20 protein-coding genes and 1 tRNA gene are annotated in these 23356 nt (G+C 26.8%); 8 read left to right on the forward strand and 13 right to left on the reverse strand.

The window, feature by feature from the left end; genetic code table 11:
- Nucleotides 1-151 precede the first annotated feature (151 nt).
- Both ACTTBL_RS00320 and ACTTBL_RS00325 read left to right on the forward strand, forming a co-directional pair.
- Complete coding sequence (locus ACTTBL_RS00320) at nt 152-2047, forward strand: propionyl-CoA synthetase (RefSeq protein ID WP_440643109.1); 1896 nt, start codon at nt 152-154, stop codon at nt 2045-2047.
- Complete coding sequence (locus ACTTBL_RS00325) at nt 2047-2382, forward strand: DMT family transporter (RefSeq protein ID WP_023854905.1); 336 nt, start codon at nt 2047-2049, stop codon at nt 2380-2382. Before ACTTBL_RS00320 ends, ACTTBL_RS00325 begins: the two co-directional genes overlap by 1 nt.
- Here ACTTBL_RS00325 and ACTTBL_RS00330 read toward each other — a convergent pair.
- A complete protein-coding gene (locus tag ACTTBL_RS00330; RefSeq protein ID WP_440643110.1) occupies nt 2375-3682 on the reverse strand; it encodes a dihydroorotase in 1308 nt (435 codons plus the stop codon). The genes ACTTBL_RS00325 and ACTTBL_RS00330 overlap by 8 nt on opposite strands.
- A gap of 43 nt (nt 3683-3725) precedes the next feature.
- Between ACTTBL_RS00330 and ygfZ the strand changes: the two genes are divergently transcribed.
- Nucleotides 3726-4616, forward strand: a complete 891-nt coding sequence (gene ygfZ, locus ACTTBL_RS00335; protein ID WP_440643111.1) for a CAF17-like 4Fe-4S cluster assembly/insertion protein YgfZ — start codon at nt 3726-3728, stop codon at nt 4614-4616.
- A gap of 193 nt (nt 4617-4809) precedes the next feature.
- Here ygfZ and ACTTBL_RS00340 read toward each other — a convergent pair.
- Nucleotides 4810-4895: transfer RNA gene (locus ACTTBL_RS00340), tRNA-Leu, on the reverse strand.
- Nucleotides 4896-4950: 55 nt separating this feature from the next.
- Between ACTTBL_RS00340 and nadA the strand changes: the two genes are divergently transcribed.
- Nucleotides 4951-5940, forward strand: a complete 990-nt coding sequence (gene nadA, locus ACTTBL_RS00345; RefSeq protein ID WP_440643112.1) for a quinolinate synthase NadA — start codon at nt 4951-4953, stop codon at nt 5938-5940.
- A 4-nt stretch (nt 5941-5944) separates the two neighbouring features.
- Nucleotides 5945-6778 carry a carboxylating nicotinate-nucleotide diphosphorylase gene (gene nadC / locus ACTTBL_RS00350; RefSeq protein WP_440643113.1) on the forward strand — a complete coding sequence of 278 codons (834 nt, stop codon included), beginning with the start codon at nt 5945-5947 and terminating at the stop codon, nt 6776-6778.
- On the opposite strand, the gene ACTTBL_RS00355 is transcribed toward nadC, so the two are convergent.
- Nucleotides 6775-7146: a phosphoribosyl-ATP diphosphatase gene (locus tag ACTTBL_RS00355; RefSeq protein WP_440643114.1), complete on the reverse strand. Its 372-nt coding sequence runs from the start codon at nt 7144-7146 to the stop codon at nt 6775-6777. The two genes, nadC and ACTTBL_RS00355, sit on opposite strands and share 4 nt — an antisense overlap.
- Before the next feature lie 67 nt (nt 7147-7213).
- On the opposite strand from ACTTBL_RS00355, the gene fumC reads away from it, so the two are divergent.
- Entirely contained in the window at nt 7214-8602 is a 1389-nt protein-coding gene (fumC, locus tag ACTTBL_RS00360; protein ID WP_440643115.1) for a class II fumarate hydratase, read from the forward strand.
- Here the strand turns inward: fumC and ACTTBL_RS00365 are convergent.
- The gene (locus tag ACTTBL_RS00365; RefSeq protein ID WP_440643116.1) at nt 8590-10080 is read right to left on the reverse strand and encodes an AsmA family protein; all 1491 of its coding nucleotides are present in this window, start codon (nt 10078-10080) and stop codon (nt 8590-8592) included. The genes fumC and ACTTBL_RS00365 overlap by 13 nt on opposite strands.
- A gap of 34 nt (nt 10081-10114) precedes the next feature.
- Here ACTTBL_RS00365 and ACTTBL_RS00370 point away from each other — a divergent pair, with 34 nt between their 5' ends.
- On the forward strand, nt 10115-12151 hold the full coding sequence (locus ACTTBL_RS00370) for an ATP-dependent helicase (protein ID WP_440643117.1): 2037 nt from the start codon (nt 10115-10117) through the stop codon (nt 12149-12151).
- Nucleotides 12148-13842 carry a M24 family metallopeptidase gene (locus ACTTBL_RS00375; RefSeq protein ID WP_440643118.1) on the forward strand — a complete coding sequence of 565 codons (1695 nt, stop codon included), beginning with the start codon at nt 12148-12150 and terminating at the stop codon, nt 13840-13842. The genes ACTTBL_RS00370 and ACTTBL_RS00375 overlap by 4 nt, the downstream gene beginning before the upstream one ends.
- Here ACTTBL_RS00375 and ligA read toward each other — a convergent pair.
- From ligA to ACTTBL_RS00420, 9 genes are all read right to left on the reverse strand, one after another.
- Complete coding sequence (gene ligA, locus ACTTBL_RS00380; protein WP_440643119.1) at nt 13825-15855, reverse strand: NAD-dependent DNA ligase LigA; 2031 nt, start codon at nt 15853-15855, stop codon at nt 13825-13827. The genes ACTTBL_RS00375 and ligA overlap by 18 nt on opposite strands.
- Nucleotides 15848-16702 (reverse strand): outer membrane protein assembly factor BamD, encoded by an 855-nt coding sequence (locus tag ACTTBL_RS00385; protein ID WP_440643120.1) that lies wholly within the window; start codon nt 16700-16702, stop codon nt 15848-15850. Before ACTTBL_RS00385 ends, ligA begins: the two co-directional genes overlap by 8 nt.
- A gap of 49 nt (nt 16703-16751) precedes the next feature.
- Nucleotides 16752-17672, reverse strand: a complete 921-nt coding sequence (gene lpxC, locus ACTTBL_RS00390; protein ID WP_440643121.1) for a UDP-3-O-acyl-N-acetylglucosamine deacetylase — start codon at nt 17670-17672, stop codon at nt 16752-16754.
- 64 nt (nt 17673-17736) lie between these two features.
- On the reverse strand, nt 17737-18441 hold the full coding sequence (locus ACTTBL_RS00395; protein ID WP_440643122.1) for a hypothetical protein: 705 nt from the start codon (nt 18439-18441) through the stop codon (nt 17737-17739).
- Entirely contained in the window at nt 18438-19106 is a 669-nt protein-coding gene (locus ACTTBL_RS00400; RefSeq protein WP_440643123.1) for a cell division protein FtsQ/DivIB, read from the reverse strand. The genes ACTTBL_RS00395 and ACTTBL_RS00400 overlap by 4 nt, the downstream gene beginning before the upstream one ends.
- On the reverse strand, nt 19087-20001 hold the full coding sequence (locus tag ACTTBL_RS00405) for a D-alanine--D-alanine ligase (protein ID WP_440643124.1): 915 nt from the start codon (nt 19999-20001) through the stop codon (nt 19087-19089). The genes ACTTBL_RS00400 and ACTTBL_RS00405 overlap by 20 nt, the downstream gene beginning before the upstream one ends.
- Before the next feature lies 1 nt (nt 20002).
- Nucleotides 20003-20908, reverse strand: a complete 906-nt coding sequence (murB, locus tag ACTTBL_RS00410) for a UDP-N-acetylmuramate dehydrogenase (protein ID WP_440643125.1) — start codon at nt 20906-20908, stop codon at nt 20003-20005.
- Nucleotides 20905-22302 carry a UDP-N-acetylmuramate--L-alanine ligase gene (murC, locus tag ACTTBL_RS00415; protein WP_440643126.1) on the reverse strand — a complete coding sequence of 466 codons (1398 nt, stop codon included), beginning with the start codon at nt 22300-22302 and terminating at the stop codon, nt 20905-20907. Before murC ends, murB begins: the two co-directional genes overlap by 4 nt.
- Nucleotides 22292-23356 (reverse strand): UDP-N-acetylglucosamine--N-acetylmuramyl-(pentapeptide) pyrophosphoryl-undecaprenol N-acetylglucosamine transferase, encoded by a 1065-nt coding sequence (locus tag ACTTBL_RS00420; RefSeq protein WP_440643127.1) that lies wholly within the window; start codon nt 23354-23356, stop codon nt 22292-22294. Before ACTTBL_RS00420 ends, murC begins: the two co-directional genes overlap by 11 nt.

Raw genomic sequence — 23356 nt, forward strand, 5'->3', positions numbered from 1 at the left:
CCAAGCCAAAGTTGTGGTTAAATAGCAAATTAAAGTAGTTTTATGAAGACTTAATTGTCACTAATAAGCATTGATTTTACTTAATTTTTAAAATTAAATACAATTTATAAGTTAAAAACCAAAAAAAATAAGGAAATCGAATCAAATCTTTATGTCTTCTAAGTTTAATGAAATTTACGAAAATTCTATAAATAATCCTGAAAAGTTTTGGCAAGAAGCCTCTGAAGATATCTTTTGGTTTAAAAAACCAACAAAAATTTTAAATAAATCCAACCCGCCTTTCTATAAGTGGTTCGAAGATGGGGTCACAAACACCTGCTATAACGCTTTAGACATCCATATTGATCAAGGAAGAGGACAAAAAACTGCATTAATCTACGATAGTCCCATTACTGGTAACAAAAGTAAGTTCACTTATAAGGAATTAAGATCAAAAGTCTCTAGATTTGCGGGGGCATTGAAAGCGCAAGGTGCAAACAAAGGAGACCGAGTGATCATTTACATGCCGATGATCCCTGAAGCAGTAATTGCCATGCTTGCTTGTGCTAGAATTGGTGCAATTCACTCTGTTGTGTTTGGTGGGTTTGCCTCAAATGAGCTTGCAAGTAGAATAGATGACAGTAAAGCAAAGTTATTAGTAACTGCTTCATGTGGTTTTGAGCCAGGAAGAACTGTTGAGTATAAGCCACTAGTAGATGAAGCTATAAAAATAGCCAATCACAAAATTGAAAAGATGATTTTATTTCAAAGACCTGGTCATGAAGTTAAATTAAATACTCCAACAGAGGTCAGCTGGGAGGAAGTTGTCTCTAATGCGAAAGATGCTGACTGTGTTGAGATGAACTCAAATGAGTTTGCATATATTTTATATACATCAGGTACGACTGGAACTCCAAAAGGTATAGTGAGAGATATTGGTGGTCACATTGTTGCTCTTAAATGGACTATGAAAAATATCTATAACATTGATAAAGATGATATTTGGTGGTCAGCAAGTGACATTGGTTGGATTGTGGGGCACTCTTATATTGTTTATGCTCCATTGTTCAAAGGATGTACTACAGTACTGTTTGAAGGTAAGCCTGTTGGAACACCTGACGCTGGTGCTTTCTGGAAAATCATTTCAGATTATAAAGTAAAGTCACTTTTTACAGCACCAACAGCTTTTAGAGCTATTAAAAAAGAGGATCCTGAAGGTAAATTTTTCTCAAAATATGATTTGAGTAGTTTTGAAAGCTTATTCCTTGCTGGAGAAAGAGCTGATCCAGATACTATAAAGTGGGCTGAAAATTTACTTAAAGTTCCGGTGATAGATCATTGGTGGCAAACAGAGACTAGTTGGGCAATTAGCTCAAATTGTACTGGAATAGAAATGATGGAAACAAAATATGGTTCAGCCTGTAAAGCTGTACCTGGGTATGATGTAAAAATCATCAAACCAGATCAGTCTTTAGCTAAACCAAACGAAATGGGAGACATTGTTGTAAAACTCCCTTTGCCACCAGGTACATTCCCAACATTATGGAATGCAGATCAAAGATATAAAGAAAACTATATGTCTAACTATGAAGGGTATTATCAAACATATGATGCAGGTCACATCGATGATGATGGCTATATTTGGATCATGTCTAGAACAGACGATATTATAAATGTAGCAGGTCATAGATTGTCCACTGGTGCCATTGAAGAAGTTTTATCTGAGCATCAATCCGTTGCTGAATGTGCAGTACTTGGAATAGCAGATAAGTTAAAAGGTCAATTACCTATTGGTCTAGTCGTTTTAAAATCTGGTGTTGATAAAGATAATGACACTATATCTAAAGAATGTGTTCAAATGGTTAGAGATAAAATTGGACCAGTTGCTGCATTTAAAGTAGTGATTGTGATTAAAAGATTACCAAAAACAAGATCAGGTAAAATTTTAAGAGGGACAATAAGAAAAATTGCAGACGGTATTGATTATAAAGTGCCGCCTACAATTGATGATCCAATAATTTTAGATGAAATTAAAGAAAACTTAGTTCAAAATGAAATTATAAAATAATGTTAAAAACATATCTAATTTTAATCGCAGCAACTATCTTTGAAGTTTCAGGAACAATGCTTTTGCCTGTTACAAAGGGTTTTACAAAACCAGTACCAACTGGAGCTTTAATATTTTTTTATGTATGTGCATTTTTTTGTCTCTCAATTGTAGTAACTAAACTTCCATTGGCAGTAGTTTATGCAACTTGGTGCGGTTTAGGAATTTTTACAATTGCTATACTTGGATATATTTTTTATGGACAGTCTTTAAGCTGGCAAGTTATTTTAGGAATGTTCTTAATTGTATTAGGTTTAACGCTCGTAAATATTTATTCTTCTAAAACCATTAACTAAAAGTCAAAGGAGTTCCCTCTGGCTCTCCTAAAATTTTTCCATCCTGCATTTTAATTTTTCCTGCAATAATTGTGTGTGTAGGTGTTCCTTTAAATTTAAATCCATTAAATGGTGACCATTTACATTTGCTTTCAATGTTTTCGTTTTTAATCTCAATTGTTTTGTTCATATCTACAATTGTAAAGTCAGCATCATAACCTTCTTTAATAAAACCTTTGTTTTTAATTCCAAAAATCTTAACTGGATTTTCACAAACAAAATTCATCAATTGATTTAGAGATAATTTTCCATCATTAATATGATTTAACATCACAGGCATTAAAGTTTGAACTCCTGGCATTCCTGAAGGAGTGTTGGGGTATATCTTGTCTTTATTTTCCTTTAAATGAGGAGCATGATCTGATCCAATAGTATCATTAAAATTATTTCTTACCCCATACCACAATCTATCATAATGAGATTTATCTCTTAAAGGTGGGTTCATCTGAGCATAGGTTCCTAGCTTGTCATAGCAGTCTGGAGCATAAAGAGTTAAATGCTGGGGAGTAATCTCAAAAGTAATGTTTCCTTTGTGTTGAGATAGAAAATCAATTTCTTCCTTTGTTGTAATATGAAGTACATGAGCTTTTTTATTGTGCTTTTCTGCTATTCGAACAATTCTTCTGGTAGATGCTATTGCACATTCTGCACTTCTCCATACTGGATGAGTATGAACATCACCCTCTTTAATTAATTTTTTATTAACTTTTAAAATTGCCTCATCTTCGGAATGAACTGCCACAACTTTTGAGGCATTTTGAAAAACTTTATCTATATCGTCTTCTTCAGCAACCAATAAATTACCAGTTGAAGATCCTGCAAACAATTTAATTCCACAACAACCCTCTAAACCCTCTAGACTTGCTAAATCATCCGCATTATCTGCAGTTGCGCCGAAGTAAAAAGCATAATTGCAATACATTCTATTTTTTGCGAGATCTAGTTTTCTTTGAAATTCCTTCATATTGGATGTTGGTGGATTTGTATTAGGCATTTCAAATACACTAGTAATGCCTCCTGTTATTGCTGCTCTACTTCCTGAATGAAGATCTTCTGTATCCGTTGATCCTGGTTCTCTAAAATGTGTTTGGGTATCTATGCAACCAGGTAATACTGTATGGCCTTCTGCATTAATTGTTTCTTTTGCTTCTTCTGAAATTTGCCCAATCTGTTGAATTTTTCCATCTTTTACAGCAACATCAACATATTTTAATTCACTATCGATGTAACATTGTCCGTTTTTAATTATAAGATCTAACATTTTGAGAAATTGTTATTATATTACAATCTATAATTAATCAATTATGAATATAAAAAACGTTTACATTCTAGAAGATAGAGCAATTCTTTATATTAACGGAGAAGATGCAAAAGAGTTTCTTCAAAATCTTATCAGTAAGGATATAAACAAAGTAAGCGATGTAAATAGTTGTTTTAGCTCTTTACTTACGCCCCAGGGTAAATTTTTATATGAATTTATAATCGTAAAACATAAATCAGGATATATTTTGGATTGTGAAAAATCTCAGGCAGAGGAGTTATACAAACAATTATCTCTATATAAGCTAAGATCAAAAGTTGAAATTCTCAATTTAAGTAATGAATTTGTTGTTGCAGCATTTTCTCATGAAAAATTCTTAACTTTTGATGGAGCAAAAGATCAACCTGGATGCACAATTAAATATAGAGAAGATCCAATTTTTTTAGATCCAAGAAATAAGGATTTGGGTGCTAGATTAATTATTAATTTAGAAAAACTTTATTTATCTTTAAAAAAACTAGATCTTCATGATGCTAATCTTAAAGAATATTATTCATTAAGCCATAGCCTTGGAATAGTTCCAAAAGATTTAAATAAATTAAAAGACAAATTGTTTGGTATTGAATGTAATTTTGAAGAACTAAATGGAATTGATTTCAAAAAAGGCTGTTATGTCGGCCAAGAAAATACAGCGCGAATCAAATTAAAGAACAAGCTTTCAAAAAGATTGTTTCCAATAAATGTAATTAATGGAAAACTGCACGAAGGTGAAAGTATTTATAATAACGAAATTGAAATAGGTAAGGTCTTGATTGATAGTGACTACCCTTTTGCTTTAATTAAATTCTTAAACGAAAACTTTGATGAAAAAGCAAATTTTAAAACTAAAGAAGCTTCAATAAATATCAATAAACCTGATTGGATAAAAAACTAATTTTTTTATTTAAATAAATAAACAATCATTAAAATAATAAAAACTACAATAATCCATATACTCAGATTTTTAAGAAATTGCTTTAATTGAGAATTTGATTGTAAAAAACTTGGTAGAACTAAAAGTAAAACCCCGATCATGAATATTACTGAAAGCAATTTATCCATCAAAAACTCCTCTATAAAATTCACTTTGGTGCGGTCGGAGAGACTCGAACTCTCATGGACTAGGTCCACACGGCCCTCAACCGTGCCTGTCTACCGATTTCAGCACGACCGCGATATGTCCCATAATAAATGAATGACAATCATGATTCAAATTGGTAAAAATCTTTATGGAATTTACACAAGAAGTGCGTAAAGCAACAGATCCTATTTATCAAAAAATTTCTAAGGTTATGCCTGAAATTGAATGGTCAGTTCATGCTCCGTATATTCATGAAATCAACAAATTAAAAAAAGAAAAGAATGCTGTAATTCTTGCTCACAACTATCAAACACCAGAAATTTATCATGGTGTAGCAGATTTTTCTGCAGACTCTCTTGCATTAGCAATTGAAGCATCAAAAACTTCAGCTGATATTATTTTAATGGCTGGGGTACATTTCATGGCAGAAACTGCAAAATTAATGAGCCCTGATAAAAAAGTTATTCTTCCAGATATGGATGCTGGCTGTTCTTTATCATCATCGATTACTGGAAAAGATGTAAGGTTATTAAAAGAAAAATATCCAGGTGTTCCTGTAGTTTCTTATGTTAACACTTCGGCTGAAGTCAAAGCTGAAACAGACGTTTGCTGTACATCTGCTAATGCAGTTAAAATAGTTAAATCACTAGGGGTAAAGAGGGTAATATTTTTACCTGATGATTATTTAGCTAAATATGTTGCTTCTCAAACTGATGTTGAAATTATTTCTTGGAAAGGAATTTGCATTGTTCATGATCAATTTAACAAAAAAGAAATAGATGATATAAGAAAAAATAATCCAGGAATTAAAATTATTGCACACCCAGAATGTCCTCCTGAAGTAATTGAAGCAAGTGATTTTGCAGGATCAACTTCTGGAATGATAAAATATGTAAAAGATAATCAACCTAAAAAAGTAATGATGGTTACAGAGTGTTCAATGAGTGACAATATCCAGATAGAAAATCCAAATGTAGACTTTGTTAAACCATGTAATATGTGCCCTCACATGAAAAAAATTACACTTCCAAAAATATTAGATTGTTTAGAAAATGAGACTGGTGAAATTATAATGGACAAAGAAACGATTGATAAAGCCAGAATATCTGTAGAGAGAATGGCAGCTATTGGCAGATAAATAAGTGTCAAAAATAAAACTAAGCAAAGAATTTATCAAAAGTACGGTTAAGCTAGCATTGAATGAGGATCTTTATCCTTCAGGCGATATTACTTCAGACTTAATTAATAATGACAAAATCTTAACAGTTAAATTAATTTCAAATCAAAGCGCAATTGTTGGTGGTTTATTATTTGCTAGAGAAGCATTTTCTTTAATTGATAATGAAATAATATTTATTATTAAGAAAAGAGATGGTTCAAGAGTTAAAAAAGGTTCTGTAGTTGCTTTAATTATAGGGAAGGCAAAAAATATTTTAATTGCTGAAAGAGTTGCTTTAAATTTTTTGTCACACATTTCTGGAATAGCCACTAGAACAAATGAGTTTGTTAAATTAGCTGGAAAAAAAACCAAAATCTGTTGCACGAGAAAAACAATTCCAAATTTGAGAGTTATCCAAAAATATGCCGTTAAATTAGGAGGAGGTACAAATCATAGATTTAATTTAAGTGATGAGTATTTAATTAAAGATAATCATGTAGCAAGCTCAGATATAAAATCTTTAGTCCTAAAAGCAATCAAAAATAAAAAAGGGAAAAAAATTACTGTAGAGGTGGATACAATTAAACAACTTAAATCAATTTTAGGTCTAAAATTTAATACTGTTCTACTTGATAATATGAATATTAAAAATTTGAAGGATAGTGTTAAAATTGCTAAAAAGTATTATGAGACTGAAGCCTCTGGAAATGTTAGCCTAAAAACTGTTAAAGCAATTGCTTCCACTGGTGTTGATAGAATTTCTGTTGGTAGTATTACACACAGCGCTCCAGGTGTTGACTTTAAGTTAGAAATCTAATTTACGAATTTAGAAAGGTCAGGTTTAAAATAGTTTGGACCTTTCATAACCTTTCCAGAATCATTGTAAATTGGTTTTCCATTTTCATCCAACTTACTCATGTTGGAATTTTGTACCTCATCAAAACATTTATCCAAATCAATTCCAAATGCATGCCCTGCTCCATAAGTTACATATAATATGTCTGTTAGCGCATCAGCCACTTCCAATAAGTCCTTATTATTCATAGCTACTGTAAGCTCTTCTAGTTCCTCTTTAATTAAGTCTAACCTTAATTTATTTATTTTATCAGTACTAAATGATGGTTTCGTTTTAACTTCCTGACCAAAAGTTTTCATAAATGTACCTACTTTGCTAAAATTCGACATAATGCTCCTGTATGTTTTTAAAAATTTATTGTATGTTAATAATTATTTGTTACTTAAAAATTAATCAATGAAATTAAGAAAAGAATTTGACAGTATTGGAAGCATAAATGTTCCAAATGATAAATATTGGGGAGCATCTACTCAAAGATCTAATAAATTTTTTAATATTGGAAAAATTTTAGTAAATATTTCAATTATTAAATCTATAGCAACTATTAAAAGATCAGCTGCAATAGTACATGCAAAAGACAAGTTGATTGATGGTAGAATTTCTAAAGCAATAATCAAAGCATCAGATGAAGTGATTAAAGGTAAATTAGATGAAAATTTTCCATTAAAAGTTTGGCAAACAGGATCTGGGACACAGACAAATATGAATGTAAATGAGGTTATTGCTAATAGAGCAATAGAAATTTTAGGTGGAAAAAAAGGAACAAAAAAACCTGTTCATCCAAATGACCATGTTAATAAATCACAATCTACAAATGATGTTTTTCCAACTGCAATGCACATTTCCATTGCTAAAGAAACTATTTCTAAAATGCTACCAAGCTTAAAAATTTTAGAAAAAGAACTAAAAAGAAAATCTAATCAATTTAAAAATATTGTAAAAATTGGAAGAACTCATTTGCAAGATGCTACTCCATTATCTCTCGGACAAGAATTTTCTGGTTATCATTTTCAAGTAAAGAAAAGTATAGAAAGAATAGAATATGCGCTAAAAGAAATAATGTTTCTCGCTCAAGGTGGTACTGCTGTTGGTACTGGAATAAATTCTAAGAAAAATTTTGATAAAAAAATTGTTAAAGAAATTGCTAAACTCACTAAAATCAAATTTAAACCAGCTCCAAATAAATTTGCTGAACTTGCTGCTCATGATGCAATTGTTAATTTTTCTGGTGCTCTTAATACTTGTGCGGTAGCTTTAATGAAAATATCTAATGATATCCGTTTCTTAGGTTCTGGTCCAAGAGCTGGATACGGAGAATTAATCTTACCTGAGAATGAACCAGGCTCATCTATAATGCCAGGGAAAGTTAATCCAACACAATGTGAAGCTGTAACCATGGTTTGTGTAAAGGTTATTGGAAACCACAATGGAATAACAATGGCAGGATCTCATGGCCATTTTGAACTAAATGTTTTTAAACCTTTAATTGCTCACAACATATTACAATCAATTGATTTAATTGCTGACAGCACAAAAAACTTTGCTCTTTATTGTGTTAAAGGAATAAAAGCTAATAAAAAGAAAATTCAAGAGCATTTAGATAATTCTTTAATGCTCGTAACCGCATTAGCTCCTCATATCGGATATGATAATGCTGCTAAAATTGCAAAGACTGCACTAAAAAATAACACCACTCTAAAACACGAAACCCTAAAAACCGGTTTAATTAGTGAAAAGAATTATAAAATAATTGTAGATCCAAGGAAAATGATTTATCCAAAATAGGATTTAATCGCATCATTTAATAAATTTTTTAAATAGATCTTATTTTTAAGATTACTATCCTTAAAATCAAAGCCGGTTATATCTTTATTTAATTTTTGATCAAACTTATCATCTACTTTTATGTTGCTTAGGCTGATTGATTTTTGATCAAAATTATAAGAAAAATTAAGATTAATTTTTTGAATTTTTTTTCTAAATTTTTTTGGAGTAAGTAAATATTTATAAACTTCATTGTAATCACTTATATTTACTTTCAATTGACCGCCCAAAATTAATTCGCCATCCTTGACAAATATCAAACTATCAATAATTTTAAAATTAACAAAATTTTTCCATTCAAATGATGTGTCATCTAAATCAATAAGACCATCTTTTATTTTTGATTTTAAATTAAGATTAATGAAATTAAGGTTATTTAGTATACGCTTTGCAAAAACATTTGACTGAAATTCAATATTTTTGTTATTAAAAATTTCAGTCTTTAACAGCTGTAAAACCATAGCATTACTGTCTAAAAAATATGATAGATTTAGTTCTTCAGTTTGACCTTCTACATTGGAATAAAAAGGTTTAATATTAAATAATCCTTTATAAAAAAACTTTGAATTTTCATATTTATTATAATAATTAAAAGAAAAAAATTTATCATTTATTTTGTATGTTGCTAAACTTTTTAATTTATTAAAAATTATCTCTGTTTTTCCAATTTTATTATCTTTATGAAAATTTATTTCATTTTCAAATTGTAATTTTAAAATATTCATTTTCACTTTTGAAAATACTTTATTTTGATTTCGGTTCTTTAATATTTCAAGTGAATAAGGAATATTAAATATTTCATTATCTGAATAAGAAATATTTTTTTGATCTTTTGTATCATAATAATATTTCATATTTAAAATTTTGTTTATAAACAAAACATCATTTTCTGAATTTTTAAAAAAAATATTACTATTTTTTATTTTAAAAGATCCATTTGCGAATTCATTCTCTAAAAGATTTGAAAAAAAAGCATAAGTTTTTTTATTTAAATTAAAATTTGCTTTATTGATTTTAACATCTTTAATTTTTATATCGTCTAAAGAAAAAAGACTACTTATAGATAAATATATATTTAATTCTTTAATTTCTGAAATATTATCATTCTCTATAAAAATATTTGCATTCTTTATTTTAAAATGTGGCCTTGGAAATAAGTTATAATTTAAATTATTTGACAGTTTAAAATTTAAATTTAATTTTTTTGAAAGCTTATTTTTTAATTCTTTCGAAATTTGATCTTTGCTAAAGAAACTTGGAATAACTAAATAAGATAGAGAAATTATTAAAAGTGCGACAAATGTTAAAATTATTTTAGTACTTCTGGCTAATTTAATTAAATTTTGAAATTTTAACTTGTTTAAATTTTTCTCTAATAGATTATTAATTGAATAGTTGATATTTTTTAAAAATTTATTCAAAGAATTGGTTTTGCTCATAATTGTAAAGAAAGTTTATAAAGTATTATTTTAAATGTTAAACAAAGATTATTTAGAAAATTTAAATGAAGCACAGAAAGAAGCTGTGATTCATCTAGACGGACCCCTTTTAATTGTTGCCGGAGCTGGATCAGGAAAAACAAAAGTTTTAACCTCAAGAATTGCTCATATAATTAAGAAAAAGAAAGCATTTCCCAATCAAATTTTAGCAGTAACCTTTACCAATAAAGCGGCTAAAGAAATGCAAAATAGAGTAAGTAAAATATTAGGTTCTGAAGCAATCGGACTTTCTTGGCTTGGTACATTTCACTCAATTTGTGCAAAATTGTTAAGAAAACATGCATCAGCAGCAAATTTAAATTCTAATTTTACTATTATTGATACTGACGATCAAATTAGACTTGTTAAAAATATATGTAAAGCCGAGAACATAGATGTAAAACAATTATCGCCAAGATTTATACTTGCAATAATTGATAAATGGAAAAATAAGGGATTTTATCCAAATGATGTAATAATTAATAAAAAAGATATTTATGAAAAGACAATTCTTCCTCTTTATAAAATTTATCAACAAAAATTAACCGATCTTAACTCCTGTGACTTTGGTGATCTTATATTGCACGCAGTCAAAGTATTGGAATTTAATTCTGATATTAGAGAAATATATTCAAAAAATTTTAAATATATTCTTGTAGATGAGTATCAAGATACAAATTTTATTCAAAGTAAATGGCTAAATCTTTTATCAGAAAAAAATAAAAATATTTGCTGTGTTGGAGATGATGATCAGTCGATTTATAGTTGGAGGGGTGCGGAAATAAAAAATTTTTTAGAATTTGATCAAGTTTATAAAAATACAAAAGTAATAAGATTAGAGCAAAATTATAGATCTTCTCAAAATATTTTATCTGTAGCTTCAGATCTTATTTCTAATAATCAAAATAGAGTCGGAAAAACATTAATTACTACAATGGAAGAGGGCGACCTAGTGCAATTAAACTGTTTTAAAAATGGTAAAGATGAAGCAATTGGTATTTCAGATGAAATTGAAAAAAAAATAAAAAAAAAGTTTTCTTATAATAATATTGCAATTTTAGTTAGAGCCATTTTTCAGACACGTGAATTTGAGGAAAGGTTTCTTAAAATTGGTATGCCTTATAGAATATTAGGTGGTACAAAATTTTACGAAAGAGCTGAAATTAAAGATTGTGTTGCGTATCTAAGATTGATTCATCAGGAAAAAGATGACTTGGCTTTTGAAAGAATAGTGAATAACCCTAAGAGATCGATAGGTGATAGTACTTTAAAAAATATTCATGAATTTTCCAAGGAAAATAATTTAAATTTAGAAAGAGCATCAATAAAAATGCTTGAACAAAATTTAATTAAACCCAAAGCTAAAATTGGTCTGAGTTTATTTATCAATTCTTTGATGAAATGGAGAAACGATTTAATTGTAAATAAATCAAGTCATATAAAATTATTACAAATTGTTTTGGATGAGTCAGGATATTCAGCAATGCTTAAAAATAAAAAAGACTTGGATAATGAAAATAGATTAGAGAACATTAAAGAGTTATTAAGTGCAATGAAAGAATTTGACAATCTAGAAAGTTTTTTAGAACACGTTTCTTTAGCAACGTCTGTTGATCAGGAATGGGATGGCGAAAAAATTAACATGATGACTATGCATGCCGCAAAAGGTTTGGAATTTGATGTTGTGTTTTTACCTGGATGGGAGGAAGGGTTGTTTCCACACCAAAAATCTATCGAAGAAAAAGGTCAAAATGGCCTAGAGGAAGAAAGACGGTTAGCATATGTAGGAATTACAAGAGCAAAGAAAAAAGCTATAATTTCCTTTTCAATGAATAGATTTTATCAAGGAGATTGGATTGATAGCATGGCTTCAAGATTTGTTGATGAACTTCCAGAAAAACATTTAGAAAAAAACTCCTTCTTTGATGAGGAAATTAATAATGACGATGATTTTGATTTTAATCAAGATTTTGAAATTGAGGAAGGCACAAGAAGTCCTGGTTGGATAAGATATCAAAAGAGAATTAAATGAAAAATTACATAAAAGAATTAAGAAATAAACTTAAGGAATATGAAATTGATGGCTATGTAATTCCAAAAAATGACGATTATTTTACAGAATATTCAAAATTAAATCGATTAGAGGTCATCTCAAACTTTAGCGGATCTGCTGGTTTAGCCATAATTCTTAAGAATAAAAATTATTTGTTTACTGATGGTAGATATACAATTCAAAGTAAAATTGAGAGTGGAAAAAATTTTAAAATTTATGGATTTGAAAAATTAATAAATTGCAGTTTGTTTAAAAATCTTAAACTTGGCATAGATCCAAAGTTATTTACCCATACTCAAATTAAAAATTATTTTTTAAAACACAATAAAATTAAATATGTTGAAAAAAATCTAATTGATGAAATTAAAAATCAGAAAGAAAATACATCTATCCCATTTTTTTCTTTAGATAAAAATATTGTTGGTGAAAGTATTAATTCTAAATTAAATAAAATATCCAAATACTTAAAAAGAAATAAATCTGATTATATTTTTATTAGTGCACCAGAAAATGTTGCGTGGACTTTAAATATACGAGGTGGAGATGGCCCCAACAGTCCAATTCCCAATTCAAGATTAATAGTAAGTAAATCAAAAAAAATACTACTTATAAGTAATCTTAAAAAGTGTAAGCAATTATTAAAAGATAAAATTATTAAGAAAAACGAATTTTTAGATGTAAATACTTTACCAAGTAAAATATTAAATCTTAAGGGAAAAAAATTTATTATAGATGATAAATCTTGTTCAATATTTTATGAAAATTTAATTAAGTCTAAATTTAAAATCATAAAAAGAGAAGATCCAATTTATCTTTTAAAAGCAATCAAAAATAAAACAGAGATTAAGAATATGATTAATGCTCATATCATAGATGGAGTAGCATTAACAAAATTTTTATTTTGGATAAAAAAAATTAATAAAAGAAAAATTACAGAAGTAGAAGCAGCTAAGAAATTAGAAAATTTTAGAAAATTAAATAAAAACTTTCTATATCCTAGTTTTGATACAATAGCGGGCTCAGGCAAAAATGGTGCTATTGTACATTACCGTGCAAAAAAAGAAAAATGCAGAACTATTAATAGAAATGATATTTTATTATGTGACTCAGGTGGGCAATATAATTATGGGACAACTGATGTCACAAGAACAATATGTTTTTCTAAACAGAAACATAGTATCAAAAATATTTTCACAAAAGTATTAAAAGGTCATATTGCTGTTGCTACGACTGATATTAATAAAGATGACACAGGTAAAAAAATTGACAAAAGAGCAAGAAAATTTTTAAATAAAAGTAACCTAGATTATGCCCATGGTACAGGGCACGGTGTTGGTTTTTTTCTTAATGTTCACGAAGGACCTCAATCTATTACGAAAATAAATACAGTAAAAATAAGAGAGGGTATGATTTTAAGTAATGAACCTGGGTATTATAAAACCAATGAATATGGAATTAGGATTGAAAATTTAGTTTATGTTAAAAAAATAAAAAAAAATTTGTTATTTCAAAATTTAACAATGGCGCCCATAGAGAAAGATTTAATAAATTTTGATTTATTAACAATTAATGAGAAAAATTATCTGTTTAAATATCATTTAGAAGTTTATTCAAGGATATCAAAATATTTAAATCCAAAAGAGAAAAGCTGGTTAGCTACTTTTATTTAGCATTTTTAAAAATTCGTCTTGATTAATAATTTTAATTTTTAGCTCTTTGGCACTTTCAACTTTTCTTCTAGTGGGTTTTTCTCCAATAATTAAATAGTTTAGTTTATTTGAAACTGAACTTACTGTGTTTCCTGAGTTTTCTTCAATTAATGATTTGACCTCAGCTCTGCTAATCCCATTTAATTTACCTGTTACTAAAAATGACTTGTTTTTTAATAATCCGTTTTTTTGTGTAGCTAAAGCATTTTTTATTATCAAAGTTTTTCCTAATTCATCTAAAACTTTTAGATTTACTTCATTTTTAAAAAAGCTTTTCATTGAGCTTACTTGAGTTTCTCCAATTCCATCAATATTTAATAAATCATCATAATTTTTTGTTTTAGGCAGATTTTGAAATTTGGAGAAAGATATAAAATGTTTAGATAGTAATTTTGCATTTTCTAATCCTATATGTCTAATACCTAAAGAAAATATAAATCTTTCTAGAGAAATATTTTTTTTTTGATTTATAGAATACTTTAAATTTCTAACAGATAGACTTCCCCATCCTTCAAGTTTCTCAATTTTTTGATAATCTAATTTAAATATATCTTGTGGAAATTTTATTAATTTTAATTTCCAAAATCCCTCTATTATTTTTTTTCCTAGACCATCAATGTTAAATGCGTCTTTTGATACAAAATGCTTTAATTTTTCAATTGAAATTTTATCACAATAATAACCTTCACTTGAGCATCTTCTTACTGCATCAACTTTTTTTGTGACTTTATTAAATTCTTTAACAGTTTTTGAGCCACACGAAGGACATTTATCTGGAAAAATAAATTTTGAATTTGACTTGGATCTTTTTTTAAAATCTACAGCAAGTATGTGAGGAATAACATCGCCAGCTCTTTCGACTGTTACTGTATCACCAATTCTAATATCTTTTCTAATAATTTCGTCTTCATTATGCAAAGTTGCGTTGGAAACTAACACTCCTCCAATATTAATAGGTTTTATTTTTGCTACTGGTGTTAATGCACCTGTTCTGCCTACTTGAATATCAATATCTAAAATTTTAGAAATTGCTTTATTTGAGGAAAACTTATGAGCAATTGCCCATCTAGGAGCATTAGCAACATTTCCTAATCTTTTCTGTAAATCAAAATCATCAATCTTATAAACTATACCATCTATATCAAAATCCAAATTTGCTCTTTGTTGTTCAACTTCTTTATAATTTTGAATTAAATTTTTTATACCAGAAATTGTTTTATTAAGTGGGTTGGTTTTAAATCCCCATTTATGTAATTTTTTCAAATAATCGGATTGTTTTTTTTGGTTTAAACCTTGCTCAAAACCAAAAGTATAAGCTATAAAATTTAGGGGAATTTTTTTTGTATCCTCTGGATTTTTTTGTCTTAAAGAACCTGAGGCAGCGTTTCTAGGGTTTGCAAACTTTTCTTTTAAATTCTCAAAATCACTATTTTGAATAAATACCTCGCCTCTAATATCAATATCTTTAGGAAAATCTTTATCTAAAATTTTTTTTGGAATATCTTTTATTGTTTCTAAATTTGAAGTTATATCCTCACCCTCTCTACCATCTCCTCTAGACAATCCTCTTTCAAATTTACCATTTTTGTAAGTTAATGAAGCAGAAATTCCATCAATTTTTGGTTCAGCACTGTAAGAAATTTTGTAATCTTTGTCTTTAGACAAAAAATTTAAAATTTTTTTTTCGAAATTTATTAAATCATCTTCTGTAAAAGCATTTGCTAAAGATAGCATAGGGACTCTATGTAAATCCTTTTTAAAATTTTTAGATGGTTTAGAACCTACAGTTATTGATGGTGAATTTGTTGATTTTAAAAAATCATATTTTTTTTCTAAATTAATTATTTCAATTTTTAAACTATCATATTCTTGATCACTAACTTTGGGATCGCTATTATTATAATAAAAATTATTTAATTCGCTTATTAATTTAATTTTATTTTTATAAATATCCTTAATTTTCTTTTTACTCATCTAAATTAAAAAGAGATTTAAATTTTTTAAGAAATTTGTTTTTATTCTTTTTATCTTTTTCAAATTTTATTTTATTTTTTTCATACATCTTATTAAATACCATATAAGATCTTTCATACCATTGTGAAGATTGGTAATTGTAACCTAAAAGCTTAGCATACTTTTTTGCTTCTACCTCTAAACCAATTGTATAATATACTTCTACTAAGCGATGCAATGCTTCCTCGGTATAAATAGTAGTTTCATATTCATTAACAACTGTTTTAAATCTATTAATTGCTGATATCCATTTTTTTTTTTTGAAATAATATCTTCCTATATACATTTCTTTGGATGCTAAAGTGTCATTTATAAGATCTATTTTAAATTCAGCATCCAGGGCATATTCTGTCTCTGGATATTTTTCTATTATTAATAAAAACTCTTCTTTAGCTTTTAAAATTGTTTGTAAATCTTTTTTCTCATCAATAATCTGTTCATACCAACTCAATCCAAGTAAATAATGTGCATAATCTATATTTTTATGAAAAGGATAAACTTTTATAAATCTCTGTAATTCTCCTATTGCATCTTCATAATAATCTTGAGAATAATAAGAATAAGCTGCCATTAAAGCTGCCTTTGGTGCTGTAGTAGATTGTGGAAAGAGTGTTTCAGCCTCATTAAATTTTTTTGCTGCATACAAAACATCATTTTTTTTTAGTGATTCTATGCCCTCCTCATAAGCTTCTAGAACTTGAAGTTCTAAACTTTTTTGTTCTATAGTTGATTTCTGAACTTTGTCCTTAGAGCATGAAATTAAAGATAATGTTATAAATAATATTAAAAATAAGTTAATAAGTTTCATTATAAGTTTATACTGATTTAAGAGAAACTTTTAAAGTTATCTTTATGGACTATGCTATAGATTTTAAAATTCTATTATTTATAAGAGTATGAGGAAGATTTTTTTCCTTTATCTCTATAATTGAAAAATTTTCTCTATTTTGAAATACTTTTCGTAATAATTGATTAGTTAAATAATGACCACCACGTGAACATTTAACTGAACCAATAATTCTATATCCTGATGTATACAAATCTCCGATACAATCTAGTATTTTATGATTTACGAACTCTTTTGAATTTCTTAATCCTTCAGAATTCAGTATTTCGTTATTTTTAACAACCACTGCATTATCTAAACTTCCACCTTTTGCTAAGCCAATTTTTTTGATTTTTTCAATATCCTCAAACAAACAAAAAGTTCTAGAATTGTATATATCTGTTAAATCTTCTTCATAAACTTTTACTTTATTTCTTTGTTTGCCAATAATTTTATTTTCATATTTAAGTTCAAAATCAATATCTAGACTTAATGTTGAAGGTTTTAAAGATATAGACCTCTCACCTTCAGAAAACTTAACTTCATTATTAATTTTAATTATTTTTATTGGTGAGTCACTTACTTGTAGTCCACAACTAATAATTTTTTCTATAAATTCTTTCGCGGATCCGTCTAAAATAGGAACCTCTTCATTATCCATTTCAATTAATGCATTATCAATCCCTAAACCAAATAATGCTCCCATCAAATGTTCTATAGTTGATACTTTAACTCCATATTCATTTTCAACAGTAGTATTTAGAGAGGTATTTGAAACATTTAAAAAATTTGGATAAACCAGGTTATTATTCTTGATATCCATTCTTTTAAAAACAATACCAAAATTTGGTTCAGCAGGTTTAATACGCATGTTTACATTAAGTCCGCTGTGTAGGGCTACACCAGAAAATGAAACATTATTTTTTATTGTTTTTTGAGTTAAATAATTCACTTCTTTTTTTTAATTTCTATTCATCTAAATTAAAAAACAACTAATGTTACGATAAAAAACAAAATTAACTAAATAGTTGAAAAAACTTTTCAAAAATACCAATTTTTACAGGATTTTTTGGAATTAGCTTTATCTCATTTTCATTAGCCCCATTTTGTATCCTATTAGCCATCTGTGATAACTCTAACTTTTCATTTTTGAAATATTTTTTAACATATTCTCCATCTAAAAAACGGGAGATTTTAATTTGATATTTTTCTAAAATTTTATCTAACTGAAAAATTATCTCATTTGAAATTGATTTAAATTCAATTTCAATACAATAACTATCTCCACGTAAATTATCAATATAAGTTAGGTGAGATTGATCACCAACTATAAATTCTCTAATCAACATATGCATAATTTTTTTATCTTGAAAACTTTCATTGAATAAATCCTTAGCTTCAATTAATGAATTTTCAAAATTTTTTTTACTTATTAGTTGATCATAATTTTTCTTTTTTATACCTAAATTAATATTTAATAATTCTCTTATTTCTACAATTAAAAATATATTTTTAATAAATTTTCCAATTAACTTTTCTATTTTAAAAATATTTTCATCTAAAAATTTTGTTAAAGCAATTAAATCTAATTTTTCAGAATTGTTTTCAAAATTAAATTTTTCTTTATATAAAGTTTTTAATTTTTTTTTATCAAATAAATATATTTCAAATTTATTTATTGAAATAAACAAATAAGTCTCAAATTCTAATTCTTCAATCATTTTAAAATTAATTGATTGATAATGCGAGCGTCAATTGATGTAATGTTTTCAAAATTCTTTTCATTCATTATTTTAAAAATATGATCTAAAGTATCTCCAATATGATCTCTGGGTAATTTTAAAAAAATATTATTTTTTAATTCTAGATCCCATCTTTTAGATGGAAAAAAATATAAATTTTTTATTTCATCAAAAGAAAATTTTGAATTATCAATTATTTTTTTTATTTCTAAAAACTCATGAATTTTTGGATTACCAAAAATAAAAGGTAGCTCATTATTATAGAGTTGATTTTTCAATAATTTTCCGTTTGATCCAATAATAAAAATTTTTTTTTCTATACTAATTTTTGCTAAATAAATTGTTTTTTCAATTTTAATATCTAGAGTATATGGATAAATTTTAAATATTTTAAAACTCTCAACTAAACTATTGTTATTAATAATTTCATAAATTCCTCTCTTTTTCATAAAAAAAATATTTTCTAGATTTAAATTTTTTATCTCTTTAGTTAGTATTTGGTTCTCAATTTCATCTAAGCCTGAAACTTTTACAAAATAATTATTTTTGAAATTTTTGATGTTTAAATTTGTATTCTGAATTGAACCTAGAAAAAATAGTAAAAAAAAATAAATAAAAATTTTTTTACCTTTTCGTTGATGCATCGTCTAAAATCCATTCAATAAGTTTTATAAAATTTATTCCTTCATATGCAGCTATTTCTGGTACAAGAGATAATTTTGTCATGCCTGGTTGAGTATTAATTTCTAATAAATAAAATTTTCCATTATAAAATTTGAAATCTGATCTTGTAACTCCGCGGCAACCAATTATTTTATGAGCTTTATGTGCAATTTGAAGAACTTGATTAATTTTATTTTTGGGTAAATCGACTGGTATAATGTGTTGGGTTTTGGCATTTGTATTATATTTAGCTTGATAATCATAAAATTTCCTTTTTGGCCTAAGCTCTATTGCTCCCAATTTTTTATTACCCATAATTGCAACTTGTATTTCTCTACCTCCAATAAATTCTTCAATCATAACCTTTTTATAATTTTTAATTAAATTTAAAATTTTAATGATATTTTTCTCATTGCATATGTAAACATTTACACTTGAACCTTCATTTAAAGGTTTGACTACTACCGGAAATTTTAATTTTTTTTTGATTTCTTTAATTAAATTGTATGAAGAAATATTATAGGTATGTGTAATATATTTTGGTGTTTTAATATTATTTTGAATAAAAATTTTTTTAGAAATTTCTTTATCCATTGCTAAAGACGATGCAATCACTCCTGAATGGGTGTATGGAATTTTAAATCTTTCAAGAATAGTCTGGATGTAACCATCTTCACCAAATTGACCATGTAATGCATTAAAAATTATACTAGGATTAAAACTTTTTATATTTTTTTCTAAATTATGATCTGGCTCAGATATTTTAACTCTATAACCATTTTTTTTTAATTCTTTTGCGACTTGTATTCCGGTATCAAGACTTATTAATCTCTCTTTAGAAACTCCGCCTGACAGTATTAATATTTTTTTTTTCAATTTATTCTAATATTTTTATTTCTGTTTCTAATTTTATGCCTGTTTTTTTATATACACTTTCAGAAACAAAATTAATTAACTGTTTCATATCTTCAAACTTAGCATTACCTTTATTTACAAAAAAATTACAGTGTTTTTCTGAAATTGATGCATCTCCAAATGATTTTTCAAGGGGCACTGACTCTTTAATCAATTGCCAAACTTTTTTATCTGATTGGTCTATAGGGTTTTTAAAAGTACTGCCACTTGTCTTTATTCTAGTTGGCTGAGCTTGTTCTTTTTTTTCTTTCAATATTTTTATTTCTCTTTTGATAATATCTTTATCTTTTTTAAAACCTTTAAATGATGCGCTTAAAAAAATTAGTTCATCAGACAATCTACTATCTCTGTACTTAAAATTCATCTCTTTTGCGGGTATGTTAATTATTTCACCTGATTTATTGATTGCCTGAATAGAAATTAAAATATCTTTAAATTCTCTTTGAAAACAGCCTGCATTCATTTTAATGCCCCCACCAATTGTTCCTGGTATACATGATAGAAATTCAAAACCACCAAGACCATTTTCCATTGCAAAGTCTGATAATGATTTATCATTAACAGCACTCCCGGCTATTATAATTTCATCATTTAACAAAGAGATATTATTAAAATTTTTTGAAAGTTTAATTACAATACCATTAAATTGTTTATCCGTAATTAATGTATTTGAGCCAGCACCTAATACAAATATCTTTTCGTGATTTTGGATTTTTTTCAGAAATCTAATTAATTCTTTTAAGCTGTCAGCTTTAAAGAAAGCTTTTGTTTTGCCTCCTATATTAAACCAATTTTTTTTTTTTAAATCATAATTTAACTTTAAGTTGTTACTAAATTCTTTAATTAGTTCTTCTAAATCAATTTTCATGATAACAATTTTGGTAATTCTCGCATCCAACTTGAAATAGTCCCTGCACCCATTCCTATTACGATTTTTTTTCCATGTATATTTGCTTTAATAAATTTTGCTAATTGAAATTTATCATCTACTAAGAATAGATTTACTTTTGAATTTTTAATTATTTCTTTAGCAAAATTAACATAGCTAAACCCAAGTTTTAACTTTTCTCCAGCAGTATAAATTGGAAACAAAATAACTTTATCAGCATTTTTAAAAGCAAAAGTAAATTCTTTTTTTAAATCTTTTAGTCTTGATACTCTATGTGGTTGGAAAATACATATCTTTTCATAATCTTTATAAACTTTTTTTACACCATCTAATACTTCTTTGATTTCTGTAGGATGGTGGGCATAATCATCATAAAAATCCACATTATTAAAATTGAAAATTTTATTAAATCTTCTTTGAACCCCTTTAAAATTTTTAAGTCCTTTTTTTATATCATTTATTGGTAGACCTACAGTTAAAGCTAACGCAGTTGCAGCTACAGAATTTTTAATATTATGAGTTCCTAATAAGGGGATTTTAAATTTTTTAATTAATTGAATTTTTTTGTTTGGTAATTTTATATTTAAGTCAAACTCAGAGTGCTCTTTTAATTGTTTTATATTTTTAATACAAAAATTTGATTTGTTATCCAATCCATATGTATAGAAGTTTTTATTATTGATGTTTTTAATTAATTTTTTGTTATTTTTATCATCTAAACAAATAAATGATTTTCCAAATGAAGGAACTCTATTTACAAAATTTTTAAAATATTTATTTAATTTATCCATACTACCATAATAATCCATATGCTCTCTATCTATATTGGTGATGATTGAGTATGTTGGGGGTATATAAATAAAACTTCCATCTGACTCGTCCGCCTCTAATATAGACCAATCACTTTTCCCAAGTTTTGCAGAATTATTAATTGAATTTATTACTCCACCATTAATTATTGTAGGATCAATTTTTGTTTCTTGAAATATAGATGCTATTAAAGAGGTTGTTGTGGTTTTTCCGTGTGATCCGACTACTACAATATTTTTTGTTAAAGAAACAATATTGGCTAGCATTTCTCCTCTTTTGTAAATGGGCAATTGTTTTTTTTTTGCCGCAATAAGCTCAGGATTATTTTTTTTAATAGCTGAAGATACAACTAGTATAGTTCCCTTTTCTATATTTTGTTTATTATGTCCAATAAAAACTTTAATTTTTTCTTTTCTCAATCTTTCAATATTTTTATTATTTGAAATATCGCTTCCTTGAACTTTAAAACCTTTACCTTTCATTATTAGTGCTAAGCCACTCATACCTATTCCACCTATTCCAACGAAATGTATTAGTTCTGTTTTTGCTAATTTAATTTTCATTAATAATTTTTAATATTTTTTGATTAACATTATTCCATGTATTTTGATAATTTAATTTCTGTAAATTATTTTTTTTTGTCATATAATCCTGACTTTTATTTATCATTTCCATTAAAAATTTCTCAAATTTTTGGTCATCAAAATTCTTTTGATCAATTATCCAACAGCAATCCTGTTCCTTGTAGTATTTTGCATTTTCGTACTGATGATTATCTTTTGATGACGGAAGTGGTATTGCTATAAATGGAATAGCTAATAAAGATAGTTCAGCTAAACTTGAAGCACCCGCTCTTGTTATACATAAATCTCCCTGTTTTAAAACTTCATTAAGATTGTGATCAAAACTGAAAACTCTATTTTCAATATTATTCTGAGAATAAAAATTTTTTAAAAAATTAATATTTTTCTCACTTGTTTGATGAATAATTTTGATAGAAACTTTTTTTGCTATACTCACAATAGATTTATTTAAAAGCTCATCAAAGATTTTTGCACCCTGACTACCCCCTATTATTATAATTGTGAATAAATTGTCTTTTTTTTGATACTCAACAGCTTCATAATATTCTTTTCTTATCAAAGGTTTAATAGTAGTTAATTTATTATTAATTCCAGATGGTAAATTAATTAAATTCTTTGAATAACATATTAATTTTTTTGATAAATTTAAAAAAAATTTATTTGCTCTTCCAAGAACCATATTTGGTTCAATTAAAAAAATATTAATGCCCAATATTTTTGCTGCTAAACATAGTGGTAAAGACATATAGCCACCAGTAGAAATTAAAATTGAAATATTATTTTTTTTTAACAGAAAAAAAGATTTTATAGTTAGAAAAAGTATTTTTAAAAATGAAAAAGGAAGCAAAAAATAATTATTTAATTTTGGAGTATTAATTACAAAAACTTTGTAATTCTTATCTAAATATGCAAGACCTCTTATATCAGTTGAAATAAAAATTTCATGCGTATGCTTTAAATGATTATAAAATGTAATTGCTGGTATAACATGACCTCCAGATCCACCTGTGGAAATTAAAATTTTTTGTGTCAT

Origin of the sequence: Candidatus Pelagibacter sp. HIMB123 (assembly GCF_052048195.1) — a bacterium.
GTDB lineage: Bacteria > Pseudomonadota > Alphaproteobacteria > Pelagibacterales > Pelagibacteraceae > Pelagibacter.